This window comes from Citrobacter sp. XT1-2-2, from assembly GCF_023516235.1.
Classification (GTDB): domain Bacteria; phylum Pseudomonadota; class Gammaproteobacteria; order Enterobacterales; family Enterobacteriaceae; genus Citrobacter; species Citrobacter werkmanii.
Window position 1 is genome coordinate 4,958,280 of record NZ_CP097324.1, and the last position, 25,467, is coordinate 4,983,746.

23 protein-coding genes are annotated in these 25,467 nt (G+C 53.6%); 6 read left to right on the forward strand and 17 right to left on the reverse strand.

Annotated elements, in window-relative coordinates:
* The 9 genes from rffA to trxA form a co-directional block, all read right to left on the reverse strand.
* Complete coding sequence (rffA, locus tag M4I31_RS23625; RefSeq protein WP_069325091.1) at window positions 1-1,131, reverse strand: dTDP-4-amino-4,6-dideoxygalactose transaminase; 1,131 nt, start codon at window positions 1,129-1,131, stop codon at window positions 1-3.
* 4 nt (window positions 1,132-1,135) lie between these two features.
* A complete protein-coding gene (gene rffC / locus M4I31_RS23630) occupies window positions 1,136-1,813 on the reverse strand; it encodes a dTDP-4-amino-4,6-dideoxy-D-galactose acyltransferase (protein WP_085049771.1) in 678 nt (225 codons plus the stop codon).
* Window positions 1,810-3,072 carry a UDP-N-acetyl-D-mannosamine dehydrogenase gene (wecC, locus tag M4I31_RS23635; RefSeq protein WP_085049770.1) on the reverse strand — a complete coding sequence of 421 codons (1,263 nt, stop codon included), beginning with the start codon at window positions 3,070-3,072 and terminating at the stop codon, window positions 1,810-1,812. Before wecC ends, rffC begins: the two co-directional genes overlap by 4 nt.
* Window positions 3,069-4,199 carry a non-hydrolyzing UDP-N-acetylglucosamine 2-epimerase gene (gene wecB, locus M4I31_RS23640; protein ID WP_085049769.1) on the reverse strand — a complete coding sequence of 377 codons (1,131 nt, stop codon included), beginning with the start codon at window positions 4,197-4,199 and terminating at the stop codon, window positions 3,069-3,071. The genes wecC and wecB overlap by 4 nt, the downstream gene beginning before the upstream one ends.
* A 55-nt stretch (window positions 4,200-4,254) precedes the next feature.
* Window positions 4,255-5,301, reverse strand: a complete 1,047-nt coding sequence (wzzE, locus tag M4I31_RS23645; RefSeq protein WP_085049768.1) for an ECA polysaccharide chain length modulation protein — start codon at window positions 5,299-5,301, stop codon at window positions 4,255-4,257.
* Between the two features lie 12 nt (window positions 5,302-5,313).
* Window positions 5,314-6,444, reverse strand: a complete 1,131-nt coding sequence (wecA, locus tag M4I31_RS23650) for a UDP-N-acetylglucosamine--undecaprenyl-phosphate N-acetylglucosaminephosphotransferase (protein ID WP_201745949.1) — start codon at window positions 6,442-6,444, stop codon at window positions 5,314-5,316.
* A gap of 202 nt (window positions 6,445-6,646) precedes the next feature.
* The gene (rho, locus tag M4I31_RS23655) at window positions 6,647-7,906 is read right to left on the reverse strand and encodes a transcription termination factor Rho (protein WP_002437993.1); all 1,260 of its coding nucleotides are present in this window, start codon (window positions 7,904-7,906) and stop codon (window positions 6,647-6,649) included.
* 78 nt (window positions 7,907-7,984) lie between these two features.
* On the reverse strand, window positions 7,985-8,086 hold the full coding sequence (locus tag M4I31_RS23660; RefSeq protein ID WP_110496374.1) for a rho operon leader peptide: 102 nt from the start codon (window positions 8,084-8,086) through the stop codon (window positions 7,985-7,987).
* 158 nt (window positions 8,087-8,244) lie between these two features.
* Window positions 8,245-8,574, reverse strand: coding sequence for a thioredoxin TrxA (gene trxA / locus M4I31_RS23665; protein ID WP_001280776.1), 330 nt, complete (start codon window positions 8,572-8,574; stop codon window positions 8,245-8,247).
* Window positions 8,575-8,705: 131 nt separating this feature from the next.
* Between trxA and rhlB the strand changes: the two genes are divergently transcribed.
* Both rhlB and gppA read left to right on the forward strand, forming a co-directional pair.
* Window positions 8,706-9,974 carry an ATP-dependent RNA helicase RhlB gene (rhlB, locus tag M4I31_RS23670; protein WP_003829013.1) on the forward strand — a complete coding sequence of 423 codons (1,269 nt, stop codon included), beginning with the start codon at window positions 8,706-8,708 and terminating at the stop codon, window positions 9,972-9,974.
* A 136-nt stretch (window positions 9,975-10,110) separates the two neighbouring features.
* Window positions 10,111-11,592, forward strand: a complete 1,482-nt coding sequence (gppA, locus tag M4I31_RS23675) for a guanosine-5'-triphosphate,3'-diphosphate diphosphatase (RefSeq protein WP_085049766.1) — start codon at window positions 10,111-10,113, stop codon at window positions 11,590-11,592.
* Between the two features lie 37 nt (window positions 11,593-11,629).
* On the opposite strand, the gene rep is transcribed toward gppA, so the two are convergent.
* From rep to M4I31_RS23695, 4 genes are all read right to left on the reverse strand, one after another.
* Window positions 11,630-13,654: a DNA helicase Rep gene (gene rep / locus M4I31_RS23680; RefSeq protein WP_085049765.1), complete on the reverse strand. Its 2,025-nt coding sequence runs from the start codon at window positions 13,652-13,654 to the stop codon at window positions 11,630-11,632.
* Window positions 13,655-13,757: 103 nt separating this feature from the next.
* Window positions 13,758-14,486 carry a nicotinamide riboside transporter PnuC gene (gene pnuC / locus M4I31_RS23685; protein ID WP_161668065.1) on the reverse strand — a complete coding sequence of 243 codons (729 nt, stop codon included), beginning with the start codon at window positions 14,484-14,486 and terminating at the stop codon, window positions 13,758-13,760.
* A complete protein-coding gene (locus tag M4I31_RS23690) occupies window positions 14,486-15,235 on the reverse strand; it encodes a nucleoside phosphorylase (RefSeq protein ID WP_085049763.1) in 750 nt (249 codons plus the stop codon). Before M4I31_RS23690 ends, pnuC begins: the two co-directional genes overlap by 1 nt.
* A 25-nt stretch (window positions 15,236-15,260) precedes the next feature.
* On the reverse strand, window positions 15,261-15,965 hold the full coding sequence (locus M4I31_RS23695) for a Crp/Fnr family transcriptional regulator (RefSeq protein ID WP_085049762.1): 705 nt from the start codon (window positions 15,963-15,965) through the stop codon (window positions 15,261-15,263).
* A 194-nt stretch (window positions 15,966-16,159) separates the two neighbouring features.
* Between M4I31_RS23695 and ppiC (M4I31_RS23700) the strand changes: the two genes are divergently transcribed.
* Both ppiC (M4I31_RS23700) and ppiC (M4I31_RS23705) read left to right on the forward strand, forming a co-directional pair.
* Complete coding sequence (ppiC, locus tag M4I31_RS23700) at window positions 16,160-16,441, forward strand: peptidylprolyl isomerase PpiC (protein ID WP_038634595.1); 282 nt, start codon at window positions 16,160-16,162, stop codon at window positions 16,439-16,441.
* 49 nt (window positions 16,442-16,490) lie between these two features.
* Complete coding sequence (gene ppiC / locus M4I31_RS23705) at window positions 16,491-16,772, forward strand: peptidylprolyl isomerase PpiC (RefSeq protein WP_003017999.1); 282 nt, start codon at window positions 16,491-16,493, stop codon at window positions 16,770-16,772.
* A gap of 131 nt (window positions 16,773-16,903) precedes the next feature.
* Here ppiC (M4I31_RS23705) and ilvC read toward each other — a convergent pair whose 3' ends face one another.
* Window positions 16,904-18,379, reverse strand: a complete 1,476-nt coding sequence (gene ilvC / locus M4I31_RS23710; RefSeq protein WP_085049761.1) for a ketol-acid reductoisomerase — start codon at window positions 18,377-18,379, stop codon at window positions 16,904-16,906.
* A gap of 253 nt (window positions 18,380-18,632) precedes the next feature.
* Between ilvC and ilvY the strand changes: the two genes are divergently transcribed.
* Complete coding sequence (gene ilvY, locus M4I31_RS23715) at window positions 18,633-19,559, forward strand: HTH-type transcriptional activator IlvY (RefSeq protein WP_087856750.1); 927 nt, start codon at window positions 18,633-18,635, stop codon at window positions 19,557-19,559.
* Between the two features lie 175 nt (window positions 19,560-19,734).
* On the forward strand, window positions 19,735-20,928 hold the full coding sequence (gene fabV, locus M4I31_RS23720) for an enoyl-ACP reductase FabV (protein ID WP_038634603.1): 1,194 nt from the start codon (window positions 19,735-19,737) through the stop codon (window positions 20,926-20,928).
* Between the two features lie 62 nt (window positions 20,929-20,990).
* Here the strand turns inward: fabV and ilvA are convergent, their stop codons facing one another.
* From ilvA to M4I31_RS23735, 3 genes are all read right to left on the reverse strand, one after another.
* Window positions 20,991-22,535, reverse strand: coding sequence for a threonine ammonia-lyase, biosynthetic (gene ilvA / locus M4I31_RS23725; RefSeq protein ID WP_038642902.1), 1,545 nt, complete (start codon window positions 22,533-22,535; stop codon window positions 20,991-20,993).
* A gap of 5 nt (window positions 22,536-22,540) precedes the next feature.
* Window positions 22,541-24,391, reverse strand: a complete 1,851-nt coding sequence (gene ilvD, locus M4I31_RS23730; RefSeq protein WP_038634606.1) for a dihydroxy-acid dehydratase — start codon at window positions 24,389-24,391, stop codon at window positions 22,541-22,543.
* Window positions 24,392-24,533: 142 nt separating this feature from the next.
* Entirely contained in the window at window positions 24,534-25,463 is a 930-nt protein-coding gene (locus tag M4I31_RS23735) for a branched-chain amino acid transaminase (protein WP_003829030.1), read from the reverse strand.
* Window positions 25,464-25,467 lie beyond the last annotated feature (4 nt).

Genomic DNA, 25,467 nt, shown 5'->3' on the forward strand with positions numbered 1-25,467 from the left:
TCAGGAGAAGTAATTGAGTAAGGTCGAGATTACCGTTCGCTGATTAACCGGTGACAGGTTATAGAACAGCGGTAAACGCAGCAGACGCTCGCTCTCTTTGGTGGTGTAACGATCAACACCGGCAAACTCGCCAAATTTATCGCCAGCCGGGCAATCATGTAGCGGGATATAGTGGAACACCGCCATAATTTCGGCTTCTTTGAGGAAATTAATCAACGCGGTGCGATCGTCGATATCGCGCAGCTTGATATAAAACATATGGGCATTCTGCACGCAGTTTTCCGGGACAGCAGGCAGCTCAATACGTCCGGCACGCGCCAGCGGTTCGAGGGCATCATAGTAATTCTGCCACAGCGCCAGACGCTGCTGGTTAATACGGTCGGCCGCTTCCAGTTGCGCCCACAGATAGGCGGCCTGCAGATCGGACATCAGATAGCTGGAGCCGATATCGCGCCAGGTATACTTATCTACCTGGCCACGGAAAAACTGGCTACGGTTCGTTCCTTTTTCACGAATAATCTCGGCACGTTCGACTAATTTTTTATCATTAATCAACGTCGCGCCGCCTTCACCGCCTGCAGTGTAGTTTTTGGTTTCATGGAAGCTAAAGCAGCCGATGTGACCAATTGTCCCCAGCGCCCGGCCTTTGTAGGTCGACATCACGCCTTGAGCCGCATCTTCGACCACATACAGGTTATGTTTGCTGGCCAGCGCCATAATGGTATCCATTTCGCAGGCCACGCCCGCGTAATGTACCGGCACAATAGCGCGGGTTTTGTCGGTGATCGCCGCTTCAATCAGCGTTTCGTCAATGTTCATGGTATCCGGACGGATATCAACAAAGACGATTTTCGCCCCGCGTAAAACGAATGCGTTAGCCGTGGAGACAAATGTGTAGCTCGGCATGATGATTTCATCGCCGGGCTGAATGTCCAACAGCAATGCCGCCATCTCAAGCGATGCGGTACAAGATGGCGTCAACAGAACTTTCTCGCTGCCAAAATGCTGCTCCAGCCACTGCTGACAGCGACGGGTAAAGCCGCCGTCGCCACACAGTTTGCCGCTGTTCATCGCAGACTGCATGTAATCGAGTTCAGTTCCCACCACCGGCGGTGCATTAAATGGAATCATCGTGTCACCTGTATAACCAATACGCGGTGCTTTCCACATTCGCACCACTGTGTATGTAACGTTTAAGCGCGGCGGTGTTACCCATTTGGGTTGCCACGCGCAATATTGTTTTACCGCGGGCCTGCGCCCAGCAAAGCGCAGCCAGCATTAGTTCTTCACCCGCGCCACGCCCAGCCAGTAGGCCTATTCGCGCCTCGGTCGCATTCAGTTCGCGCAGCGAGATATAACCACGAATTTCACCTGTCGGCGTGCGTAAAACGAGGCATTGATGATCGAACGTCCCCAGCACCGCATTTTCAATCCACTGCGCATAAAAACGCGAACTGGCATCTGCGGCGTACCACGGAGCGCGAAAACGACTTTGCGCGAATGCCTGTTCTGCCAGGCAGCGTAATGCCGGGATATCCGTAGTTTGCGCGATCTGCGCGTCAGAGTTGCCGCTGGCACACGTCACTGGCAGTACAAAATCCACTTCGCCTTCGACCAGTGAGAAACCCAACCGCTGCAAGGCATCCAATTCATGGGTATTTGCGGCAGCAATTTTTGCCTGTACCCGCGACCAGGGACGTAACGCATCCACCGTCAGAACCGGCGCGTGTTGGTCAAACCGTATAATGGCGCTATTCACGCCAAAAAACGTATTTTCCCAGCTAAGCGGCTCAATACTGGCGCGAATTGTCACCGCCAGACCCCTTTGGTATCAACGATGTACTGCTGAAGAACCGCATCGCCTTTAATGGCTTTAAATTCATTATGGTCGACCAGCATGACCAGCACATCGGCGCTTGCCAGCGCATCGTCCAATGTCGCCAGTTGGCAAATGCCGTCCAGTTTTTTCGGCAGTTGATGGATATTCGGTTCCACCACCAGCATTTCACCTTTGTGCCAATGCGCGATACTCTGCGCAATTCCCATCGCCGGGCTTTCACGTAAATCATCAATATTCGGTTTAAAAGCCAAACCAAAGCAGGCGATTTTCACTTCACTGGCCCGTTTGTTGGTATCTGCCAGACAGTCGGCCACAGCGGCTTTTACCCGCTCGACGACCCAATGAGGCTTACCATCATTAACTTCGCGTGCGGTACGGATCAGTTTCGCCTGCTGCGGGTTCTGCGCCACGATAAACCACGGATCGACCGCGATACAGTGTCCACCAACGCCAGGTCCTGGTTGCAGAATATTGACTCGCGGATGACGGTTTGCCAGGCGAATCAGTTCCCAGACGTTAATCCCCTGATCGGCGCAAATTAGCGATAATTCATTCGCAAAGGCGATATTAACGTCGCGGAAGCTATTCTCAGTCAGCTTGCACATTTCCGCGGTGCGGGCGTTGGTCACGACACATTCGCCCTCAAGGAAGATGTTATACAACTCACTGGCACGCGCGGAGCAGACGGCGGTCATCCCGCCGATCACGCGGTCGTTTTTAATCAGTTCGACCATGACCTGGCCTGGCAGCACGCGCTCCGGACAATACGCAATATTCACATCGGCCTCTTCACCGACCTGCTGCGGGAAAGTCAGATCAGGCCGCATTTCTGCAAGCCATGCGGCCATCTGTTCAGTTGCCCCGACAGGTGACGTCGATTCAAGTATCACCAACGCGCCTTTTTTCAGCACCGGCGCGACAGACTTCGCCGCAGCTTCAACGTAGACCATATCGGGTTCATGCTCTCCCTTGAACGGGGTAGGCACAGCAATCAGATACGCATCAGCGTCTACGGGAGTAGTGGTTGCACGAAGAAATCCGTTTTCGACCGCCGTTTTCACCACAGCGGCCAGATCGGGCTCAACAATGTGAATTTCGCCGCGATTAATGGTATCCACTGCATGTTGATTTACATCTACGCCAATTACATGTTTTTGACGGGAAGCAAAGGCAGCCGCCGTTGGCAGTCCGATATAACCCAGCCCAATGACAGAAATGGTCGTAAAACTCATAGCGATACCCGATTATTTTTTAACGCGTGTAAAATGCGGCCACACGCCAGCCCGTCACCATATGGGTTATGGGCACGGCTCATGGTCTGATATTCATTGTCGTCATGCAGCAAACGCGTGACTTCTTCTACGATACGCTGTGGGTCAGTCCCCACCAGGCGTACAGTGCCTGCGGTAATAGCTTCAGGCCGTTCCGTTGTTTCACGCATCACCAGCACAGGTTTCCCCAGGGATGGGGCTTCTTCCTGAATCCCGCCGGAATCGGTCAGGATCAGCCAGGCGTGATTCATCAGCCAGACAAACGGCATGTAGTCCTGCGGTTCAATCAGAATCACGTTTTCAACGTGCCCCAGGATGCGGTTGACCGGCTCGCTGACGTTAGGATTCAGGTGTACCGGATAGACAATCTGCACATTCTGATTAGCCGCGGCAATTTCCGCCAGCGCGTGGCAAATGTTTTCAAAGCCGCGACCGAAGCTTTCCCGACGATGACCGGTCACCAGTATCATCTTTTTATTAGCGTCGAGGAAAGGGTAATGTTCGGCCAGTTCAGCCCGCAATGCATCACTCGCCAGTACGCGGTCGCGTACCCAGATCAACGCATCAATAACCGTATTGCCCGTGACGAAAATACGATTATCAGGAATAGCTTCCCGTAACAAATTCTGCCGCGAGTTTTCTGTCGGCGCAAAATGATACATAGCCAGACGCCCGGTCAGCGTACGGTTCGCCTCTTCCGGCCAGGGAGAGTAAAGATCGCCAGTACGTAACCCCGCCTCGACATGCCCCACCGGGATGCGCTGATAGAACGCAGCCAAACTGGTAGCAATAGTGGTCGTGGTATCACCGTGAACCAGCACCACATCAGGTTTGAAATCAGCCAGAATTGGCTTTAACCCTTCAAGAATTCGGCAGGTAATTTCTGTTAGCCCCTGACCTGGCTGCATAATATTGAGATCGTAGTCAGGTACTATGGAAAAGAGGTTCAACACCTGATCGAGCATCTCCCGATGCTGCGCTGTGACGCAAACTTTTGCCTCAAAATCAGGATCTTTTGCCAACGCATGAACCAGAGGTGCCATTTTTATAGCCTCCGGTCGCGTGCCAAATACAGTCAGTACTTTCACATCGATTCTCTTCGGATTGGCAGTAAGGGCCCAGCCCCTCACTGCAACGGTATTGCTAAATCGCGCGGCGACGGGTTAACGCGACGCCAGCACCAATCAGAGCCCCAACAATGCCCCACATAATCATCAGGAAGGCACGGCGAGGGCTGTCACGTTTTACTGGCTCTTCCGGCGTACGCAGATAACGATAGGTCTGAAAACGCGGATCCAGAGTTGGCCCAACGTTCAGTGTGTTCAGCATGGCTCGGTTTTGGAAGTAGTCCAGATCGAAGTCCGGACCAACAGACTGCAAGTTTTCAAGTCGCGCCTGCAGCATAGGACGTCCAAGTAAGAACAGTTCAGAATCCGGCAACTCATCAGCAGGAACATCAGTGGAGGTACGCGAAATGTTATGCTGTTCGGCAATTTTGAGTGCCTGCTCAATGTTGTGAACACGGCGGGAGAATAGTGATTTCGCCACTTCTTCCTGGCGTTTAACCTGCGCCTTCATCTGCACAGTGCGCGCAGCCCAGGCTCCTTTTAACTCTTCGTTCAGATGATGCGCCGCGCGCTGGCTGGCAAAGGCGACGTACTGACGCAGTAGATTGTTGGCATCAGGAGCCGTCTCCGCAATCAGTTTCACACTGTCATTGGTATTACGCAACGCATCGCCTGGCATAAACTGGATGTTACCAATCAGTTCATCCAGCATCGCCGCATCGGCTTTACTGTTACCTACCATACGCTGCTTATAGTAATCAGTCTGCTGCCAGAATTCACGACGCGTATCCCAGGAGGCGAGCTGCATGATGAATTCTTTATAGGCTTCGTCCATTACCGACGGCTGGTCCGCAGATGCGAGGCTGGCCTTAATATCCAGGTTACGCAAAAACTGCTGTTGAGAGTAGTAACCGCCCAACATATTAACCGTTGGCTTGTCTGAAATCGCCGTAGCACTCCACTCCTGACGAGCAAAGAACGTATAGGCAAGAGCGACTATCGCAAAGGCAAGCGCGATACCAATAATCCACACTTTCCCTGCCCATAAGGCACGAAACAACCCACGGATATCCAGTTCATTTTCTGCGCTCACGGCGTGTTCCCCCGGTAATGGTTGTGTCATCGCATCCTCAATTCACTTGGTTAAGTTTGGTTTGCCTTCGCGGTGCCTTCGCAGCCTGCGCTTAACACGCTTAATAAATCTCGCCACCTTCCATGCCCGCTTAATACAGTAACCGTAAAGACCGAATGCCAGTAAAAAGAGCACCAACATGGCCCATTCAGGGACTAAACGAAAATATTCAGCCAGTACGCCGATAGAGGCCAGAATCGCTGCAGCCAGCGTGATCAGAACAAATGCCTGTCGGGAAGTAAACCCTGCGCGCATCACTAAATGATGAATATGCTGGCGATCTGCCGAGAAAGGACTCATGCCTTTACGTAAACGACGATACATAATCGCCACCATATCCATTAACGGAATGGCGATAATCCACAGTGCAGTGACCGGGCTAATAGGGTGTGTTGCACCTTGTGTGGTCTCCAGCAGGATCCAAATTACTGTAAAGCCAATCAGCGTACTCCCCGCATCGCCCATAAAGACTTTATAGCGGCGTCCAAGAATGCCCAGATTCAGCATGATGTAAGGCAGGATGGCGGCAATCATGGCAAAACACCAGATAGCCAGGCTTGTCTGACCATCGAACCACAGGATAAACCCCATCGCGGCGAATGAGACGCTGGATAGCCCGCCTAACAAGCCATCAATGCCATCAACCATATTAAAGGCGTTAATCGCCGCCCAGACGGCAAAAAGGGTGAGAAAATAACCAAAGGGACCCAACAACAACTCCCACGGGCCAAAAATATACCCCAGGCTACTTAGGTAAAGCTCCCCTTTTACCATCATCACAATAGCAATCGCCGCCTGAACGACTGCCCGAATTTTTACGCTGATATCAAAACGATCGTCAAGCGCGCCAACAAACACCAGCACACTTGCACAAAAGAGGTATAACGAGGCATGGGGAATGTAATAATCCGAAAGACCAAACATAAAATTGATCCCTGCAAACACAGAAATCCCGCCCACTAAAGGAATAATCCCTTGGTGACGTTTGCGGAAGTTTGGCTTATCCACTAAACCTATTTTTATGGCTACTTTTCGCGCCAAAAAAATAAAAATGGTTGTGAATAAAAAAATACTAACTAGCTCAGAGAAAGCAGCGAGTAGATTCACAGTGTATGTGTTCTCAGCATATATCATTTCCTTAAAGTATAATGCGTTAAGACGCCCCCTTGAAGAGAGCAGCTAAAACATTACACTTCCTACCTCTTGTAGGTCATGCCGCACATTGTGACAATCCATGACGCCGATAATATTGACAATTTTATCTGACCAAACATTAGGATGAATCGTAAAAGCAAAACGCCACGTAAAAACGTGGCGTTTTCAGATGATGCCAGAATCAGGAACGCTTCATCATATCGAAGAAGTCGTCGTTGGTCTTGGTCATCGCCAGCTTATTAATGAGGAATTCCATCGCGTCGATTTCACCCATCGGATGGATGATTTTGCGCAGGATCCACATTTTCTGCAGCTCTTCCTGGGTGGTGAGCAACTCTTCTTTACGGGTACCGGAACGGTTGTAGTCGATAGCCGGGAAGACGCGTTTTTCAGCAATCTTACGAGAGAGGTGCAGTTCCATGTTGCCGGTACCTTTAAACTCTTCGTAGATAACTTCATCCATTTTAGAGCCGGTATCGATCAGCGCAGTCGCGATGATGGTCAGGCTGCCGCCCTCTTCCACGTTACGCGCAGCACCGAAGAAACGTTTCGGACGGTGCAGGGCGTTAGCGTCCACACCACCAGTCAGAACTTTACCGGAAGCCGGAACTACGGTGTTATAAGCACGCGCCAGACGGGTGATGGAGTCAAGCAGAATGATAACGTCTTTCTTGTGTTCAACCAGACGCTTCGCCTTCTCGATGACCATTTCCGCAACCTGAACGTGACGGGAGGCGGGTTCGTCAAAAGTAGACGCAACAACTTCACCTTTCACCAGACGCTGCATCTCGGTTACTTCTTCCGGACGTTCGTCAATCAGCAGCACCATCAGCACACAGTCTGGATGATTGTAAGCAATGCTCTGCGCGATGTTCTGCAGCAGCATGGTTTTACCCGCTTTCGGCGGAGCAACGATCAGACCGCGCTGACCACGACCGATCGGCGATGCCAGATCCAGTACGCGCGCCGTTAAGTCTTCAGTAGAACCGTTACCACGTTCCATACGCAGACGTGAGTTTGCGTGCAGCGGGGTTAAGTTCTCAAAGAGGATTTTGTTACGGGCGTTTTCTGGTTTGTCGTAGTTAACTTCGTTAACTTTCAACAGCGCAAAGTAGCGTTCACCTTCTTTCGGCGGGCGAATCTTACCAGAAATGGTATCACCAGTGCGGAGGTTGAAACGGCGGATTTGGCTGGGAGAAACGTAGATGTCATCAGGACCGGCGAGGTAGGAGCTGTCTGCAGAGCGGAGGAAACCAAATCCGTCCTGCAATATCTCCAGCACACCGTCACCAAAGATATCCTCGCCACTCTTTGCGTGCTGCTTCAGGATGGCAAAAATAATGTCCTGCTTGCGCATACGAGCCAGGTTTTCAAGGCCCATATTTTCGCCGAGAGTGATCAGCTCAGAAACCGGCGTATTCTTTAATTCGGTAAGATTCATAATGGTGTGAGTTCTTAAACTTGGGGTAAATCTCGAACTTAATGTTGTGAATGGTATGGCAGGGTCATCCATGCCTGTTTACGGCCATCGACTCATGTCTGTTCGCTGTCTGGTCACAGGAAAGTACGCAGAACTGAAACGACAAGACGGATTGAGTGATAAGGCCCTGAATCTGTCCACTCCTCGCGCGAGAAACTACGGGAAGTATGGGATATAACCAGATTCAAACTTAATAAGGTATGTTTAATACGAAGTCAACACTAACTTAGCACGACTCAAGTCGGGCGTCCAGTCATCCGAATCAATTCGAAGTATGGTCGCCCGATCATGAGACTTCCTTACGCCAAATTCGCGTCGAGGAATTCTTTCAACTGACCTTTGGACAGTGCGCCGACTTTAGTCGCCGCTACTTCGCCGTTTTTAAACAACAGCAGGGTCGGGATACCACGAATACCATACTTCGGCGCGGTGCCTGGGTTTTGGTCAATGTTCAGTTTAGCAACCGTCAGTTTGCCCTGATATTCGTCAGCGATTTCATCCAGAATCGGAGCGATCATTTTGCACGGACCGCACCACTCTGCCCAGAAATCAACAAGGATCGCTCCGTCCGCTTTGAGTACATCCGTGTCAAAACTGTCGTCAGTCAGGTGAATAATTTTATCGCTCATATATAACTCCACAGGAATAAGCCTGGCGTGTTGGTGTAGGCTGTTGGTGTAGCATTAACCAACTAAAGGTTGACTTTATTTCACCGGATACGCTTTCGTAAAGCAATAGTAAGCTGATATTCTACCACACTATGAGCAAAACACATTTAACAGAACAGAAGTTTTCCGACTTCGCCCTGCACCCAAAGGTGATAGAAGCCCTTGAAAATAAAGGGTTTCATAACTGCACGCCCATTCAGGCCCTCGCGCTGCCGCTAACGCTGGCAGGTCGTGATGTTGCAGGGCAGGCGCAAACCGGTACCGGAAAAACGATGGCGTTCCTGACGTCAACGTTTCATTATCTTCTCTCTCATCCCGCGATTGCCGATCGCAAGGTGAACCAACCGCGTGCGTTAATTATGGCGCCAACGCGTGAGTTAGCCGTGCAAATCCACGCCGATGCCGAGCCGCTGGCACAGACCACCGGTCTGAAATTAGGCCTGGCTTATGGCGGCGACGGTTACGACAAACAGCTGAAAGTGCTGGAAAGCGGCGTCGATATTCTTATCGGCACCACCGGTCGTCTCATTGACTATGCAAAGCAGAACCACATTAACCTGGGCGCGATTCAGGTCGTGGTGCTGGATGAAGCCGATCGTATGTACGATCTGGGCTTTATTAAAGATATCCGTTGGCTGTTCCGTCGTATGCCGCCAACCACCCAACGTCTGAACATGCTGTTTTCTGCAACCCTCTCTTATCGCGTCCGCGAACTGGCGTTCGAACAAATGAATAACGCTGAGTATGTGGAAGTCGAACCAGAGCAGAAGACAGGTCACCGCATTAAAGAAGAACTCTTCTATCCTTCCAACGAAGAAAAAATGCGTTTATTGCAAACGCTGATTGAAGAAGAGTGGCCAGATCGCGCCATCGTCTTTGCTAACACCAAGCATCGTTGTGAAGATATCTGGGGCAGCCTCGCTGCGGATGGTCATCGCGTCGGCCTGTTGACCGGTGACGTGGCGCAGAAAAAACGCCTGCGTATCCTGGATGAGTTCACCCGTGGCGATCTCGACATTCTCGTTGCGACTGACGTGGCCGCGCGTGGCCTGCATATCCCAGCCGTAACGCACGTCTTTAACTATGACCTGCCGGATGACTGTGAAGATTACGTTCACCGTATCGGTCGTACGGGTCGTGCTGGCGCAAGCGGTCACTCTATCAGCCTGGCCTGCGAAGAATACGCGCTGAATTTACCTGCAATCGAGACCTATATCGGCCACTCGATTCCGGTCAGCAAGTACAACCCGGATGCGCTAATGACCGATCTGCCGAAGCCGCTGCGCCTGACGCGCCCGCGCACAGGTAATGGCCCACGTCGTACCGGTGGCGCTCCGCGTAATCGTCGTCGTTCAGGTTAAGAAAAGTTATGCCATACACAAAATCATTCAGCCTTTATCAAGGCGGCAAGAAAACGAATCCCGATGAGCTTACTAAAGTAAGTGATTCGGGTGAGAGAACGCAGCCAACACAGATACAGGTTGAAGGATGAAGTGTATGAACTCGACCTCGTTGTATGCGGCAATCGATCTCGGCTCCAATAGTTTTCATATGCTGGTCGTACGCGAGGTGGCGGGAAGCATCCAGACGCTCACGCGTATTAAACGCAAAGTGCGTCTGGCCGCTGGACTCAATAGCGACTACGTTCTCTCCACAGAGGCGATGGAGCGCGGTTGGCAATGTCTTCGCCTGTTTGCTGAACGCCTGCAGGATATACCTCAACCGCAAATCCGCGTGGTCGCCACGGCAACATTACGCATCGCCGTAAATGCCGATGAGTTTATCGCTAAAGCGCAAGGAATCCTCGGCTGTCCTGTCCAGGTCATTAGCGGCGAAGAAGAAGCACGACTGATTTATCAGGGTGTAGCCCACACTACCGGCGGGGCCGATCAGCGTCTGGTCGTTGATATTGGCGGCGCCAGCACTGAACTGGTTACCGGCTCCGGCGCACAAACGACTTCCTTGTTTAGCCTGTCAATGGGCTGCGTCACCTGGCTCGAACGGTATTTTACCGATCGTAATCTGGCGCAGGAAAACTTCGACCAGGCCGAGCAGGCTGCGCGCGAAGTGCTGCGTCCGGTCGCTGACAAACTGCGTTTTCATGGCTGGAAAGTCTGCGTTGGTGCTTCTGGTACCGTCCAGGCGTTGCAGGAAATCATGATGGCGCAAGGCATGGATGAGCGTATCACGCTGGCGAAACTTCAGCAGCTAAAGCAGCGAGCCATTCATTGTGGCCGTCTGGAAGAGCTGGAAATTGAAGGCTTAACGCTGGAACGTGCGCTGGTTTTCCCCAGCGGGCTGGCGATCCTGATTGCCATTTTCACCGAACTGAATATTCAGTGCATGACCCTTGCTGGCGGCGCATTACGCGAAGGGCTGGTCTATGGCATGCTACATCTGGCGGTGGATCAGGATATTCGCAGCCGCACGTTACGTAATATTCAGCGTCGATTCATGGTCGATACAGAGCAAGCGCATCGCGTTGCCATGTTAGCAACGAAATTCCTCGATCAAGTGGAAAATAAGTGGCATCTGGAAGCAATTAGCCGCGAACTGCTGATTAGCGCCTGCCAGCTGCATGAAATTGGGTTGAGCGTTGATTTTAAACAGGCACCACAGCATGCGGCTTATCTGGTGCGCAATCTCGATCTTCCAGGTTTTACGCCGGCGCAGAAAAAACTGTTAGCCACGTTGTTACTTAACCAGACCAATCCGGTCGATCTCTCTTCGCTCCATCAGCAAAACGCCGTGCCACCGCGCATCGCGGAGCACCTTTGCCGTTTGCTGCGTCTGGCGATTATTTTCGCCAGCCGTCGCCGCGATGATTTGGTGCCGGAAATTCAGCTGGATGCAAGAGATGAGCACTTGACGGTCATACTGCCTGAAGGCTGGCTGGAACATCACCCGCTAGGTAAAGAGCTCATCGATCAGGAAAGCGAGTGGCAAAGCTATGTCCACTGGCCGCTGGAAGTACGTTAATCGTTGATTTGCCGGAAGGCGCTTGCGCTTATCCGGCCTACGGCTTCGCTTTCGCCTTTGCCATCATCGCCCGAATATTGGCAATACTGGCCTGCCCTTTTTGCATCCGTTCCTCAGCGCTTACCACTTTACGCTCCTGTTCCCAGATAACGTCATCCTGTGGCAGTTCTAACAGGAAACGGCTCGGTTCCGGGCGTACCAGCTCACCGTACTGACGGCGTTCTTTGCACAGGGTAAAGATGAGCTCTTTCTGTGCGCGGGTAATCCCTACGTAAGCCAGACGACGCTCTTCATCGATATTGTCTTCATCAATGCTGCTCTGGTGCGGCAAAAATCCCTCTTCCATTCCCACCATAAACACGTACGGGAACTCCAGCCCTTTCGAAGCATGCAGCGTCATCAACTGCACCTGATCCAGTTCTTCTTCGCTCTCTCCGCGCTCCATCATGTCACGCAGGGTAAAACGAGTAACCACCTGGGTCAGGGTCATTGGCTCTTCCAGCTCGCTGCCTTCCAGCATCTCTGTCATCCAGCTAAACAGCGTGTTGACGTTCTTCATGCGCATTTCTGCCGCTTTCGGATTCGGCGAGGTTTCATACAGCCAGGACTCGTAATCAATGCCGTGGATAAGATCGCGCACGGCCGCAACGGGCTCACGCTCTGCCAGGCGCTGAATTTCACCCAACCAGTGCGTAAAACGGGTCAGTGAATCATATCCGCGTCCGGTCAGCGTCGAGCTCAGGCCCATGTCAAAACTGGCGGTAAACAGGCTTTTATTACGCGTCATCGCCCATTCACCCAATTTCTGCAGCGTCGCCGGGCCAATCTCGCGCTTCGGCGTATTAACGATGCGCAGGAACGCGCTGTCGTCATCCGGGTTGCTGAGTACGCGTAGATAGGCCAGCAAGTCTTTAATCTCCGGACGAGAGAAGAACGAGGTACCGCCGGAAATTTTGTACGGGATGCGGTTCTGCATCAGGAATTTTTCAAACACCCGCGACTGATGGTTGCCGCGATACAGAATTGCATAGTCCTTATACTGCGTCTTATTGACGAAGTGATGGGCGATCAGTTCACCGGTGACGCGCTCCGCTTCATGCTCTTCATTATTGGCGCTCAATACCTTAAGCTCCGCACCATAGCCCAGCTCAGAAAAGAGTCGCTTTTCAAACACATGCGGGTTATTAGCGATGAGAATATTCGCCGCCTTGAGAATGCGCCCGGAGGAGCGGTAGTTCTGCTCCAGTTTAACCACCTGCAAGTCCGGGAAGTCTTTGCTCAGCAGCACCAGGTTCTGCGGACGCGCGCCGCGCCAAGAGTAGATCGACTGATCGTCATCGCCCACGACGGTGAAGCGTGCCCGTTTCCCCACCAGCAACTTCACCAGCTCGTACTGACTGGTGTTGGTGTCCTGATATTCATCCACCAGCAGATAGCGGATTTTATTCTGCCAGCGCTCGCGCACTTCTTCATTGCGCTGAAGCAGCAGCGTCGGGAGCAGGATCAGATCGTCAAAATCGAGAACGTTACACGCCTTCATATGGGCGTCATACAAACCGTAGCAGTGGGCAAAAATACGATCGCGTTCGCCCTTCGCGCTGGCTGCAGCCTGCGCCGGGGTCATCAGATCGTTTTTCCAGTTGGAGATCGTCGAGATCAACTGTTGGAGAATAAGCTTGTCGTCTTCAATTAGCCCTTCGGTCAGTTCCTTAAGCAGGGCCACCTGGTCGGTATCGTCAAACAACGAGAAGTTCGACTTCATCCCCAGCGCCGCATATTCGCGCTTAATGACATCCAGTCCCAGTGTGTGGAAAGTGGAGATCATCAACCCGCGTGCTTCTTTACGCCCCAGCGTTTGCGCCACGCGCTCTTTCATCTCGCGCGCAGCCTTATTGGTAAAGGTTACGGCCGCAATATGTCGTGCCTGGTAGCCACATTCACGAATCAGATGCGCGATTTTATTGGTGATAACACGTGTCTTACCGGAACCAGCTCCCGCCAGCACCAGGCAAGGTCCGGTGACGAATTCGACGGCTTGTTGTTGTCCGGGGTTCAAACGCATAGAGGATTGCTCAATCTGTAAACACGGGGAGGTGGATTGTAGCAGAAAGAGGGGGAGAAAGAGTAACTGGCTACCTCTGCGGGTAGCCAGAAAATCGGGTCAATCAGGAGACCGTCGCGGCAAGCGGTGTATAGCCGTTTCGCTGCGCACTTTTGATCCAGCCGTACGCTCCCATGACAGCAATCGCAGTCAGGAGGACATACTCAAGCGACATGGCGTAAACGCCCTGCACCGCGTATATAACCACGCTAATAACATCGATAAGTACCCATAGCAGCCAGTTTTCAACATATTTACGCGTCATCAGCACCATGGCCGCAATCGACAATACCAGCATGGTGGAATCCCAGAACGGGAAAGCATCAGGCTGGAGGTCAGGCAAAGCGACCTGCATACCAAATGTCTGCAGCAGGGCAATCATGATGCGGGTGAGCGCCGAAAACACCGGGTCGATAAACAGCGTCATCAGAACTATCGCCACCGCGCATACGCCGCCCAGTACCAGGGTTTGCTGGCGGGAAAGCCAACGTACTTTGAGCGCAGCTTCCTGCGCCTCGTTTTGCCGGCTCCACGCATACCAGCCGTAAATGTTAGCGGCGAAGAAAAACACCTGCAGCAGCAGGCTGGCATAGAGCTGAATCTGGAAGAAAATCGCGGCAAACAGCGTGACGTTAATCAAGCCAAACAGGTAATTGATGATTTTTTCCCGGCTGGCACACCAGATACATAACAGACCAAATACGGTACCAATGGCTTCAATCCACGATAGCGCATACCCGCCTTCGCCGAGAGGAATGTTGACCATCACATTGTTAATGCTAAAAAAGTCCATCACTGACCTCCTGACTGGCTGACGGAATAAATGGCGCGGAGCGCCAGGGCAATTTGCCGTTCTTCGCCCTGCTGGCACAACGCGTCCTGTTGGACATAATCATTGATGCTGCTATCCAGACAACCGTTGTGGGCAACCACCACGTTGAGTAATGACGCCGTACGTAACCCTCGCAGCGCGCCGATAGTCATCAGAGCGGCGCTCTCCATATCCGCGCCCAGAACGCCGAGCGCCGACCACTGCGCATCCAGTTCTGCTTCCCGATCGGTATAAAAACTGTCGTGGCTACGCACCAGGCCGCACACGGCGGGGATATTCATCTGGCGAGCCTGCGCCATCAGTTCCCAGGTTAACTGCGGGTCGGCGCAGGCCGGATAGCCTGCTGGCGCATAGGTACGGCTGGTCCCGTCATCCGTTACTGCGGCATGGGCGATAATCACGTCACCGAGCGCAAGATTATCCTGCAACGCCCCACAGCTACCGATACGAATCAGGGTTGTTAGGCCGATCTGGCGCAGTTCTTCAATGGCAATCGCCGTAGACGGCCCGCCGATCCCGGTAGAGAGCACCAAAATCTCGACGCCCTTATACCAACCTCGCGCGGCGCGAAACTCCCGGTTTTGACCAAGCAGTTCTGGGTTATCAAGAAAATTGACGATGCGGTCCACCCGCAACGGATCGCCCGGCAGCAGCGCATAGCGTGCGCCGGTCATCTCCTTGCTTAACTGGATATGGGGTTGCAGCGACATTCTCGCGCCTCCTTCACTCTTGCGGTTATCCGATATCAGCCTCCTGCTTTAACTTTTCAGGGACTAACAACACAATGCTTTCACCATCGGTATCAATAATCTGTAACGCTTTCAGATCATGTAAAATACGATTAATACTACGGGTCGTCGCCGCCAGCTCCTCGCTGAGGTTTAGCTTATCCAGCAAGATTGCGTTGGTGCCATCTTGTTGATAACGCAGCCATAACGCCTGACATACTCGCTGATGCAGCGAGTAAAGATTGTCGCTGCTGGCCTTTTTTGACAGCTGATAATATTGCTGACTAAAGAAGCGCAGCATCCGCTGGTTAAAATGGTTATCTAAGGCCAGCCAGCGGCAAAAATATTCCTGCGACAAACTCAGGAGCTGCACATGCCCTACCGCCACCACCGAACAGATGTAATGACGTGACTCAAAGATCTCGAGCTCGCCCAGCATGTCGCCTTTCCGGTAGCGGGCCTGACGATAACGACGTCCATCTTCAGCCTCATAGAACACATCCACTTCGCCAGCAATAATCAGCGAAAAGCGCTGACATATTTCCCCCTGCCGGCAAATAAAGTCTCCACGCGGGATCTCTTCAAAGCGCCATTGCTGCATGATTTCCAGAGGGCAATATTTCAGTAATTCATAAAGCTGTGGATCGCGAACAATATCACTAAGCCCGGAAAGCCAGCCGACTGAAAATTCAGGTTTTTTCATTGTATCCATGTTATCTCGCTCCACAGCGGTAGGGACAGGACGGCTGTCCGTGACAAGAAGGAACAGGACAGATAAAAATGTCGCTCATCTCTCGCTTCCATACATCAGGCGAGACATCTGTCCCGTGATGGCGAAGAGTATATGTTCACGGCGAAGGCGGATGATAAAGTAACGAGATATCTTTGAGACATGAGAACAAAATAATGGCTAAGAGCGCGGCAGCCCTGCACATCCTGGTAAAAGAAGAAAAACTTGCTCTGGAAATCCTGAGCAAGCTGGATCGCGGTATTAGCTTCGATCACCTGGCAAAACGCTACTCTCGCTGCCCATCCGGGCGCAACGGCGGCGATTTGGGTGAGTTCAAACAGGGGATGATGGTCGGGCCATTTGATGCCGCCGTGTTTAGCTGCCCACTGCTTAAACCTTACGGGCCGGTCAAAACCAAATTCGGCTATCACATCATCAAGGTGCTGTATCGCCGATAAGCCATGCTAAAATCGCCAGCCTTATATATTCCCTTTTGAAGGCACGATCATGGCAAAAACAGCAGCAGCAGTGCATATCCTTGTAAAAGAAGAGAAACTGGCACTGGATCTTCTGGAGCAGATTAAAAACGGCGCCGACTTCGGCAAACTGGCGAAGAAGCATTCCATCTGCCCATCGGGCAAACGCGGCGGCGATTTAGGTGAATTCCGTCAGGGCCAGATGGTGCCGGCGTTCGACAAAGTGGTCTTCTCCTGCCCGGTGCTGGAGCCAACCGGCCCGCTGCACACCCAGTTCGGTTACCACATCATTAAAGTGCTGTACCGCAACTAATAAAAAGCCCGGTGTTTAAACACCGGGCTTTTTTATCGGATGGCGATACGCTTATCCAGCCTACATAATGGTCACTTTATTGTAGGCCGAATAAGGCGTTCACGCCGCCATCCGGCGATTCCAGCAGCCTCTTATCCAGCTACTGCAATGCGCTTCATATCAGTCATGTAGCCACGCAGTTTCTGGCCTACTTTCTCGATAGCATGACCGCGAATTGCGTCGTTCACGTCGCGCAGCTGCGCGTTGTCTACCGCGCCTTCGGCAATCGCTTTGCCCAGATCGCCAGCCTGCAGCGTGGTCATGAACTCTTTCAGCAGCGGTACGCAAGCGTAAGAGAACAGGTAGTTACCGTATTCTGCGGTATCGGAGATAACGACGTTCATTTCATACAGGCGCTTACGGGCGATGGTGTTGGCAATCAGCGGCAGTTCGTGCAGTGATTCGTAGTAAGCAGATTCTTCGATGATGCCGGAATCGACCATGGTTTCGAACGCCAGCTCAACGCCCGCTTTCACCATCGCAATCATCAGCACGCCTTTATCGAAGTACTCCTGCTCGCCGATTTTACCTTCATACTGCGGCGCGGTTTCGAACGCGGTTTTGCCGGTCTCTTCACGCCAGGTCAGCAGTTTCTTATCGTCGTTGGCCCAGTCAGCCATCATGCCGGAAGAGAATTCGCCGGAGATGATGTCATCCATGTGTTTCTGGAACAGCGGCGCCATGATCTCTTTCAGCTGTTCAGACAGCGCGTAAGCACGCAGTTTCGCCGGGTTAGACAGACGGTCCATCATCAGGGTGATACCACCCTGCTTCAGCGCTTCGGTGATGGTTTCCCAGCCGAACTGAATCAGTTTTTCGGCGTAAGCCGGGTCGGTGCCTTCTGCCACCAGCTTGTCGAAGCACAGCAGAGAACCGGCCTGCAGCATGCCGCACAGGATGGTCTGCTCGCCCATCAGGTCAGATTTCACTTCCGCCACGAAAGAAGATTCCAGTACACCCGCACGGTGACCGCCGGTGGCCGCAGCCCAGGCTTTAGCAATCGCCATACCTTCGCCTTTCGGATCGTTTTCCGGGTGAACGGCGATCAGCGTCGGAACACCGAAACCACGTTTGTACTCTTCGCGCACTTCGGTACCCGGACACTTCGGCGCCACCATCACTACGGTGATGTCTTTACGGATCTGCTCGCCCACTTCGACGATGTTGAAGCCGTGAGAGTAGCCCAGCGCCGCGCCGTCTTTCATCAGCGGCTGTACGGAACGCACCACGTCAGAGTGCTGTTTGTCCGGCGTCAGGTTAACCACCAGGTCCGCCTGCGGGATCAGCTCTTCGTAGGTCCCCACTTTAAAACCGTTTTCGGTCGCTTTACGCCAGGAAGCACGCTTCTCAGCAATGGCTTCTTTACGCAGGGCATAAGAAATATCCAGACCGGAGTCACGCATGTTCAGGCCCTGGTTCAGACCCTGAGCGCCACAGCCGACGATGACCACTTTTTTACCCTGAAGGTAGCTCGCGCCGTCGGCGAATTCGTCGCGGCCCATAAAGCGGCATTTACCCAGCTGCGCCAGCTGCTGGCGCAGATTCAGTGTATTAAAGTAGTTAGCCATGATGGTGTACTCCGTGATGTTGTGTGTCGTTACTCTATGGATTTCGAGTTGTAGGAAGGCGGTAAGGCAGCGAATCCCCAAGAGCTTACTCAGGTAAGTGACTGGGGTGAGCTGACGCAGCCAACACATCTGCAACTTGAAAGACGACGAGTATATTGTTCGGTTCGCGTTTCAGCGAGAATGTACCCACATTACAACAGGAAATTTATTGCGGAAATTGATATATTCACAACGTCATGTTGCAAGTTCTGCAATGTTAAGCCGTGAGGTGAAATCGGTGGATTTACGCGATCTGAAAACCTTCCTGCATCTGGCGGAAAGCCGCCACTTTGGTCGCAGCGCGCGGGCGATGCACGTCAGCCCCTCCACGCTCTCCCGGCAAATTCAGCGGCTGGAAGAGGACCTCGGTCAGGCACTGTTTGTGCGTGATAACCGCACGGTCACGCTGACCGAAGCAGGGGAAGAACTACGGGTATTTGCCCAGCAAACGTTGTTGCAGTATCAGCAACTGCGCCACACCCTCGATCAGCAGGGGCCATCACTTTCTGGTGAACTGCACATTTTCTGTTCGGTGACGGCGGCTTATAGCCATCTGCCGCCGATTCTCGATCGTTTTCGCGCCGAGCATCCCTCCGTCGAAATTAAGCTCACCACCGGCGACGCCGCCGACGCCATGGACAAAGTGGTCACCGGCGAGGCCGATCTGGCGATTGCCGGTAAGCCGGAAACGCTGCCCGGCGCGGTGGCGTTTTCCATGCTGGAGAATCTGGCGGTGGTGCTGATCGCCCCGGCGCTGCCCTGCCCGGTGCGCAATCAGGTTTCCGTCGATAAGCCCGACTGGTCAACCGTGCCGTTTATCATGGCCGACCAGGGGCCGGTGCGCCGTCGCATTGAGCTGTGGTTCCGTCGCCACAAAATCAGTAACCCGCAGATTTACGCCACCGTCGGCGGCCATGAGGCGATGGTCTCAATGGTAGCGCTAGGCTGCGGCGTGGCGCTGCTGCCGGAAGTTGTGCTGGAAAACAGCCCGGAGCCGGTGCGCAATCGCGTGATGATTTTAGAGCGCAGCGACGAAAAAACGCCGTTTGAACTGGGCGTCTGCGCGCCGAAAAAGCGGCTGCATGAGCCGCTGATCGATGCCTTCTGGAAGATTGTGCTGGAGCGTAAAATCGCCGAGTAGCGCCAGCGTCTGGCCTAAAATCAGTGGTAGATTCAGTATTGGCACTCCTTTTCTGTATAATGTCCCGTGCCATAATAGATGTGGGGGGCTTGTTAACCATGTCGTTAAGCAAGCCAGAACAGACGGTGTCATTGCGCACTTGACAGCGAAAATACAAACTTAATTAGCCATCATTATGATAATCAAACCAAAAATTCGTGGATTCATCTGTACAACGACCCATCCGACTGGCTGCAAAGTCAATGTGGAAAAACAGATCGAGTACGTAAAGCAAAACGGGAAAATTGAGAACGGTCCTTCCCGCGTGCTGGTGATCGGTGCTTCCACCGGTTACGGCCTGGCATCCAGAATTTCCGCCGCCTTTGGCAGCGGTGCCGCCACTATCGGCGTATTTTTTGAAAAACCGGGCACGGAAACCAAACCAGGTTCCGCGGGCTGGTATAACTCTGCCGCCTTCGATGAAGCCGCTAAGCGTGAAGGTCTGTACTCCAAAAGCATCAACGGCGACGCGTTCTCTGACGAGTGCCGCGATGAAGTTATCAAACTGATCAAAGAAGATCTGGGCCAAATCGACCTGGTGGTTTACTCACTGGCATCCCCGGTGCGTAAAATGCCGAAAACCGGCGAAATCGTTCGTTCTGCGCTGAAGCCGATCGGCGAGGTTTACACCTCTAAAGCGATTGATACCAACAAAGATCAGATCATCACCGCCAGCATTGAGCCGGCAACCGAAGAAGAAGTTCAGAACACCGTCACCGTGATGGGCGGCGAAGACTGGGAACTGTGGATGGGCGCGCTGAGCGAAGCAGGCGTGCTGGCTGACGGCGTGAAAACCGTGGCTTACTCTTACATCGGTACCGACCTGACCTGGCCAATCTACTGGCACGGCGCGCTGGGTAAAGCGAAAGAAGACCTCGACCGCGCGGCGGGTGAACTGCGTAAGCAGCTGGCACCGCTCAACGGTTCCGCTAACGTTGCCGTCCTGAAATCGGTTATCACGCAGGCATCTTCTGCTATTCCGGTGATGCCGCTGTACATCTCTATGGTCTTCAAGCTGATGAAAGAGCAAGGCATTCACGAAGGTTGCATCGAGCAGATCAACCGTCTGATGACCACCAGCCTGTACGGCGATAAAGTGGCGCTGGATGACAATCAACGCATCCGTATGGATGACTGGGAACTGCGTGACGATATTCAGCAAGCCTGCCGCGACCTGTGGCCGCTGATCACCACCGAAAACCTGACGCAGGAAACTGACTATGCAGGTTACAAGCAGGAATTCCTGAACCTGTTCGGTTTTGCCCTCGACGGTGTGGATTACGATGCGGACGTGAACACCGAAGTCGAATTCGAAGTGATCACGCTGTAATTCTCTGATTCAGATGTAAAAAAGGGTTCATGTCTCCATGAACCCTTTTTTTATGGCCGCCGTTAGCCCGCCAGGAAGAAGCGGAACGCCGGGTTATTCGTCTCGTCGTGGCACTCATAGCCCAGTTCATTGAGCCGGGTTTCAAAGTCCGGTTCATTCTCGCCCAGTTCAAACGCCGCCAGTACACGGCCATAGTCGGTACCGTGGCTACGGTAGTGGAATAGCGAGATATTCCAGTGCGTTCCCAGGGTGTAGAGGAACTTCAGCAGCGCGCCCGGTGATTCCGGGAACTCAAAGCTATAAAGGCGCTCTTGCAACGGCTTAGAAGGACGGCCGCCGACCATATAGCGCACATGCAACTTGGCCATTTCATCATCTGACAGATCCACCACGCTGTAACCGCCGTCTTTGAGTAGGCTAAGGATTTCCTTGCGCTCCTCAACGCCACGGCTCAGCCGCACGCCCACGAAGATGCAGGCATCTTTGGCGTCAGCAAAGCGATAGTTGAACTCGGTCACCGAACGCCCGCCCAGCAGTTGGCAGAACTTCAGGAAGCTGCCCTTCTCTTCCGGAATCGTCACCGCCAGCAGCGCCTCGCGCTGTTCGCCCAGCTCGCAGCGTTCGGAAACGTAGCGCAGACCATGGAAGTTCACATTAGCGCCGGACAGCACATGCGCCAGACGTTCGCCGCGAATATTGTGCTGGGCGATGTATTTCTTCATCCCCGCCAGCGCCAGCGCCCCGGAAGGTTCCGCCACCGCGCGTACATCTTCAAACAGGTCTTTCATTGCCGCACAGATAGCATCGCTATCGACTGTGATAATGTCGTCGAGATACTCCTGGCACAGACGGAAGGTTTCATCGCCGATGCGTTTGACCGCCACACCTTCAGCAAAGAGACCGACGCGTGGCAGATCCACCGGATGACCGGCATCCAGCGCCGCTTTCAGGCAGGCTGAATCTTCGGCTTCGACGGCGATCACTTTGATCTGCGGCATCAGCTGTTTAATCAGCACCGCCACGCCCGCCGCCAGACCACCGCCGCCAACTGGCACAAAGACGCGGTCAAGGTGAGCATCCTGCTGAAGTAACTCCAGCGCCAGCGTGCCCTGCCCGGCAATCACCATCGGGTGATCAAACGGCGGCACCCAGGTAAAGCCCTGCTGCCGGGAAAGCTCAATCGCTTTGGCTTTGGCTTCATCAAAATTCGCGCCGTGCAGCAGAACTTCACCGCCGAAGCCGCGAACGGCGTCGACTTTGATATCCGCGGTCGCCACCGGCATCACAATCAGCGCCTTCACGCCTAATCGCGCAGAGGAGAAAGCCACACCCTGGGCGTGATTACCTGCCGATGCGGTAATGACGCCATGCGCTTTTTGCTCTTCAGTCAGGCCTGCCATCATCGCGTAGGCCCCGCGCAGCTTGAAGCTGTGCACCGGCTGTCTGTCTTCGCGCTTGACCAGAATCACGTTATCGAGGCGCGAAGAGAGCTTTTCCATTTTTTGTAGCGGCGTTACCTGCGCCGCTTCGTATACCGGCGCACGCAGCACCGCTCTGAGATACTCGGCGCCCTCAGGGGCACCGGACAAGGGTTGTGAATCCGCCATGGTCATTAACCCCCCAGCTTGGATTTATCGCGCACCGCGCCTTTATCGGCACTGGTGGCCAGGCTGGCATAGGCGCGAAGGGCAAAGGAGACCTGACGCTCACGATTCTTCGGCGTCCACGCCTGATCGCCGCGGGCTTCCTGCGCTTCACGACGGGCGGCGATTTCCGCATCGCTCAGTTGCAGTTGAATACCGCGATTCGGGATATCGATAGCAATCATATCGCCGTCTTCGATGATCGCGATGTTGCCGCCGCTGGCCGCTTCCGGGGAAACGTGGCCGATAGACAGGCCGGAGGTGCCGCCGGAGAAGCGGCCATCGGTGATCAGCGCACAGGCTTTGCCGAGACCCATTGATTTCAGGAACGTGGTTGGGTAGAGCATTTCCTGCATGCCCGGCCCGCCTTTCGGCCCTTCGTAGCGAATCACCACCACGTCGCCTTCGACCACTTTACCGCCGAGGATAGCCTCAACCGCCTCGTCCTGACTTTCGTAGACTTTCGCCGGGCCGGTAAATTTGAGAATACTGTCGTCAACACCTGCGGTTTTTACGATACAGCCATTTTCCGCGAAGTTGCCGTACAGCACCGCCAGACCGCCATCCTTGCTGTAAGCGTGCTCCAGCGAGCGGATACAGCCTTCGGCGCGATCGTCATCCAGCGTATCCCAACGGCAATCCTGCGAGAACGCCTGGGTGGTGCGGATGCCCGCCGGACCAGCGCGGAACATTTTTTTGACCGCCTCATCCTGGGTCACGGCGATGTCGTACTGCTCCAGCGTCTGCGGCAGAGAGAGACCAAGGACGTTTTTCACGTTGCGGTTCAGCAGCCCAGCACGATCCAGCTCACCTAAAATGCCCAAGACGCCGCCGGCACGGTGAACGTCTTCCATATGGTATTTTTGCGTGCTTGGCGCCACTTTACACAGTTGCGGCACTTTACGAGACAGCTTGTCGATATCACTCATGGTGAAGTCAATTTCCGCTTCCTGTGCTGCCGCCAGCAGATGCAGAACGGTGTTAGTGGAACCACCCATGGCGATATCCAGCGTCATGGCATTCTCAAACGCTGCTTTGCTGGCAATGTTGCGCGGCAACGCCGATGCATCATCCTGCTCGTAATAACGTTTGGTCAGCTCAACGATGCGTTGACCTGCGGTGAGGAACAGCTCTTTACGGTCGGCGTGAGTGGCCAATAGCGAGCCGTTGCCCGGTTGTGACAGGCCCAGCGCTTCGGTCAGACAGTTCATCGAGTTGGCGGTGAACATCCCGGAGCAGGAGCCGCAGGTCGGACAGGCGGAACGTTCAACCTGCTCGCTCTGCGAGTCGGAGACTTTCGGGTCTGCGCCCTGAATCATCGCGTCAACCAGGTCGAGCTTGATGATTTTGTCGGAAAGCTTGGTTTTCCCGGCTTCCATCGGACCGCCAGAGACGAAGATCACTGGAATATTAAGACGCAGCGAGGCCATTAACATACCGGGGGTGATTTTGTCGCAGTTGGAGATGCAGACCATCGCGTCGGCACAGTGGGCGTTAACCATGTACTCAACGGAGTCGGCGATCAGCTCGCGGGACGGCAGTGAATAAAGCATGCCCCCGTGGCCCATAGCGATACCGTCATCCACCGCGATGGTGTTGAACTCTTTCGCCACACCGCCTGAGGCTTCGATTTGTTCGGCAACCAGCTTACCGAGATCGCGCAGGTGTACGTGACCCGGCACGAACTGGGTAAAGGAGTTCACCACAGCGATAATCGGCTTGCCGAAGTCGGCGTCGGTCATCCCGGTGGCGCGCCACAGTGCGCGGGCACCCGCCATATTGCGGCCGTGGGTGGTGGTGGCAGAACGATACTTAGGCATGCTTGATTAACTCCCGTCTGTCTTTCCCCTGCATACTTCACGCCGCAGGTGCGTTGGCTGCCTCGCTCACCCCAGTCACTTACTACAATAAGCTCCTGGGACTTCCTGCAACGTGAATTATTTTGGGGAAATATTAATATTGTTATTGGTTTACTGAATCCAACCAGCCGTATTTGTCTTCCGTTTCACCGGTGAAGAGGCCAAAGAAGGCCTGCTGGATGCGTTTGGTGACCGGGCCGCAGCGGCCTTCGCCTACCTGAATACCATCTACGCTGCGTACTGGCGTGATTTCCGCCGCGGTACCGGACATAAACACTTCGTCGGCCAGGTACAGCGATTCACGGGACAGCACCTGCTCACGCACTTCGATATCAAGATCTTTCGCCAGTTTAATGATGGCATCACGGGTGATACCCGGCAGCGCGGAAGAGGTAAATGGCGGGGTAAACAGAATGCCGTCTTTAACTTCAAACAGGTTCTCGCCCGCGCCTTCGGAAATGTAGCCATTCACGTCCAGCGCAATACCTTCCTGATAACCATGACGACGCGCTTCGCTACCCACCAGCAGCGAAGACAGATAGTTACCGCCCGCTTTAGCAGCGGTAGGGATGGTGTTCGGCGCAACGCGGTTCCAGGAAGAAACCATCGCATCGATCCCCTGTTCCAGCGCTTCTGCGCCGAGGTATGCCCCCCACGGGAACGCGGCGATGATCACATCAGTGGTGTAACCCGCTGGCGGGTTAACGCCCATCCCGACATCGCCAACAAATACCAGCGGACGAATATAGGCGCTGGTCAGGTTGTTTTTGCGGATCACTTCGCGGCAGGCTTCCATCAGTTCATCAACGCTCTGAGAGACCGGAAAACGGTAGATCTTGGCTGAATCACGCAGACGCTGCATATGTTCACGATGACGGAACACCACCGGCCCTTTGTGAGAATCGTAGCAACGGATGCCTTCAAATACAGAAGTACCGTAGTGCAGAGCGTGGGACATCACGTGAACCTTCGCGTCTTCCCAACGAATCATCTCGCCATTAGACCAAATGTAATCAGCTTTTTTCGTCGTCATTTTT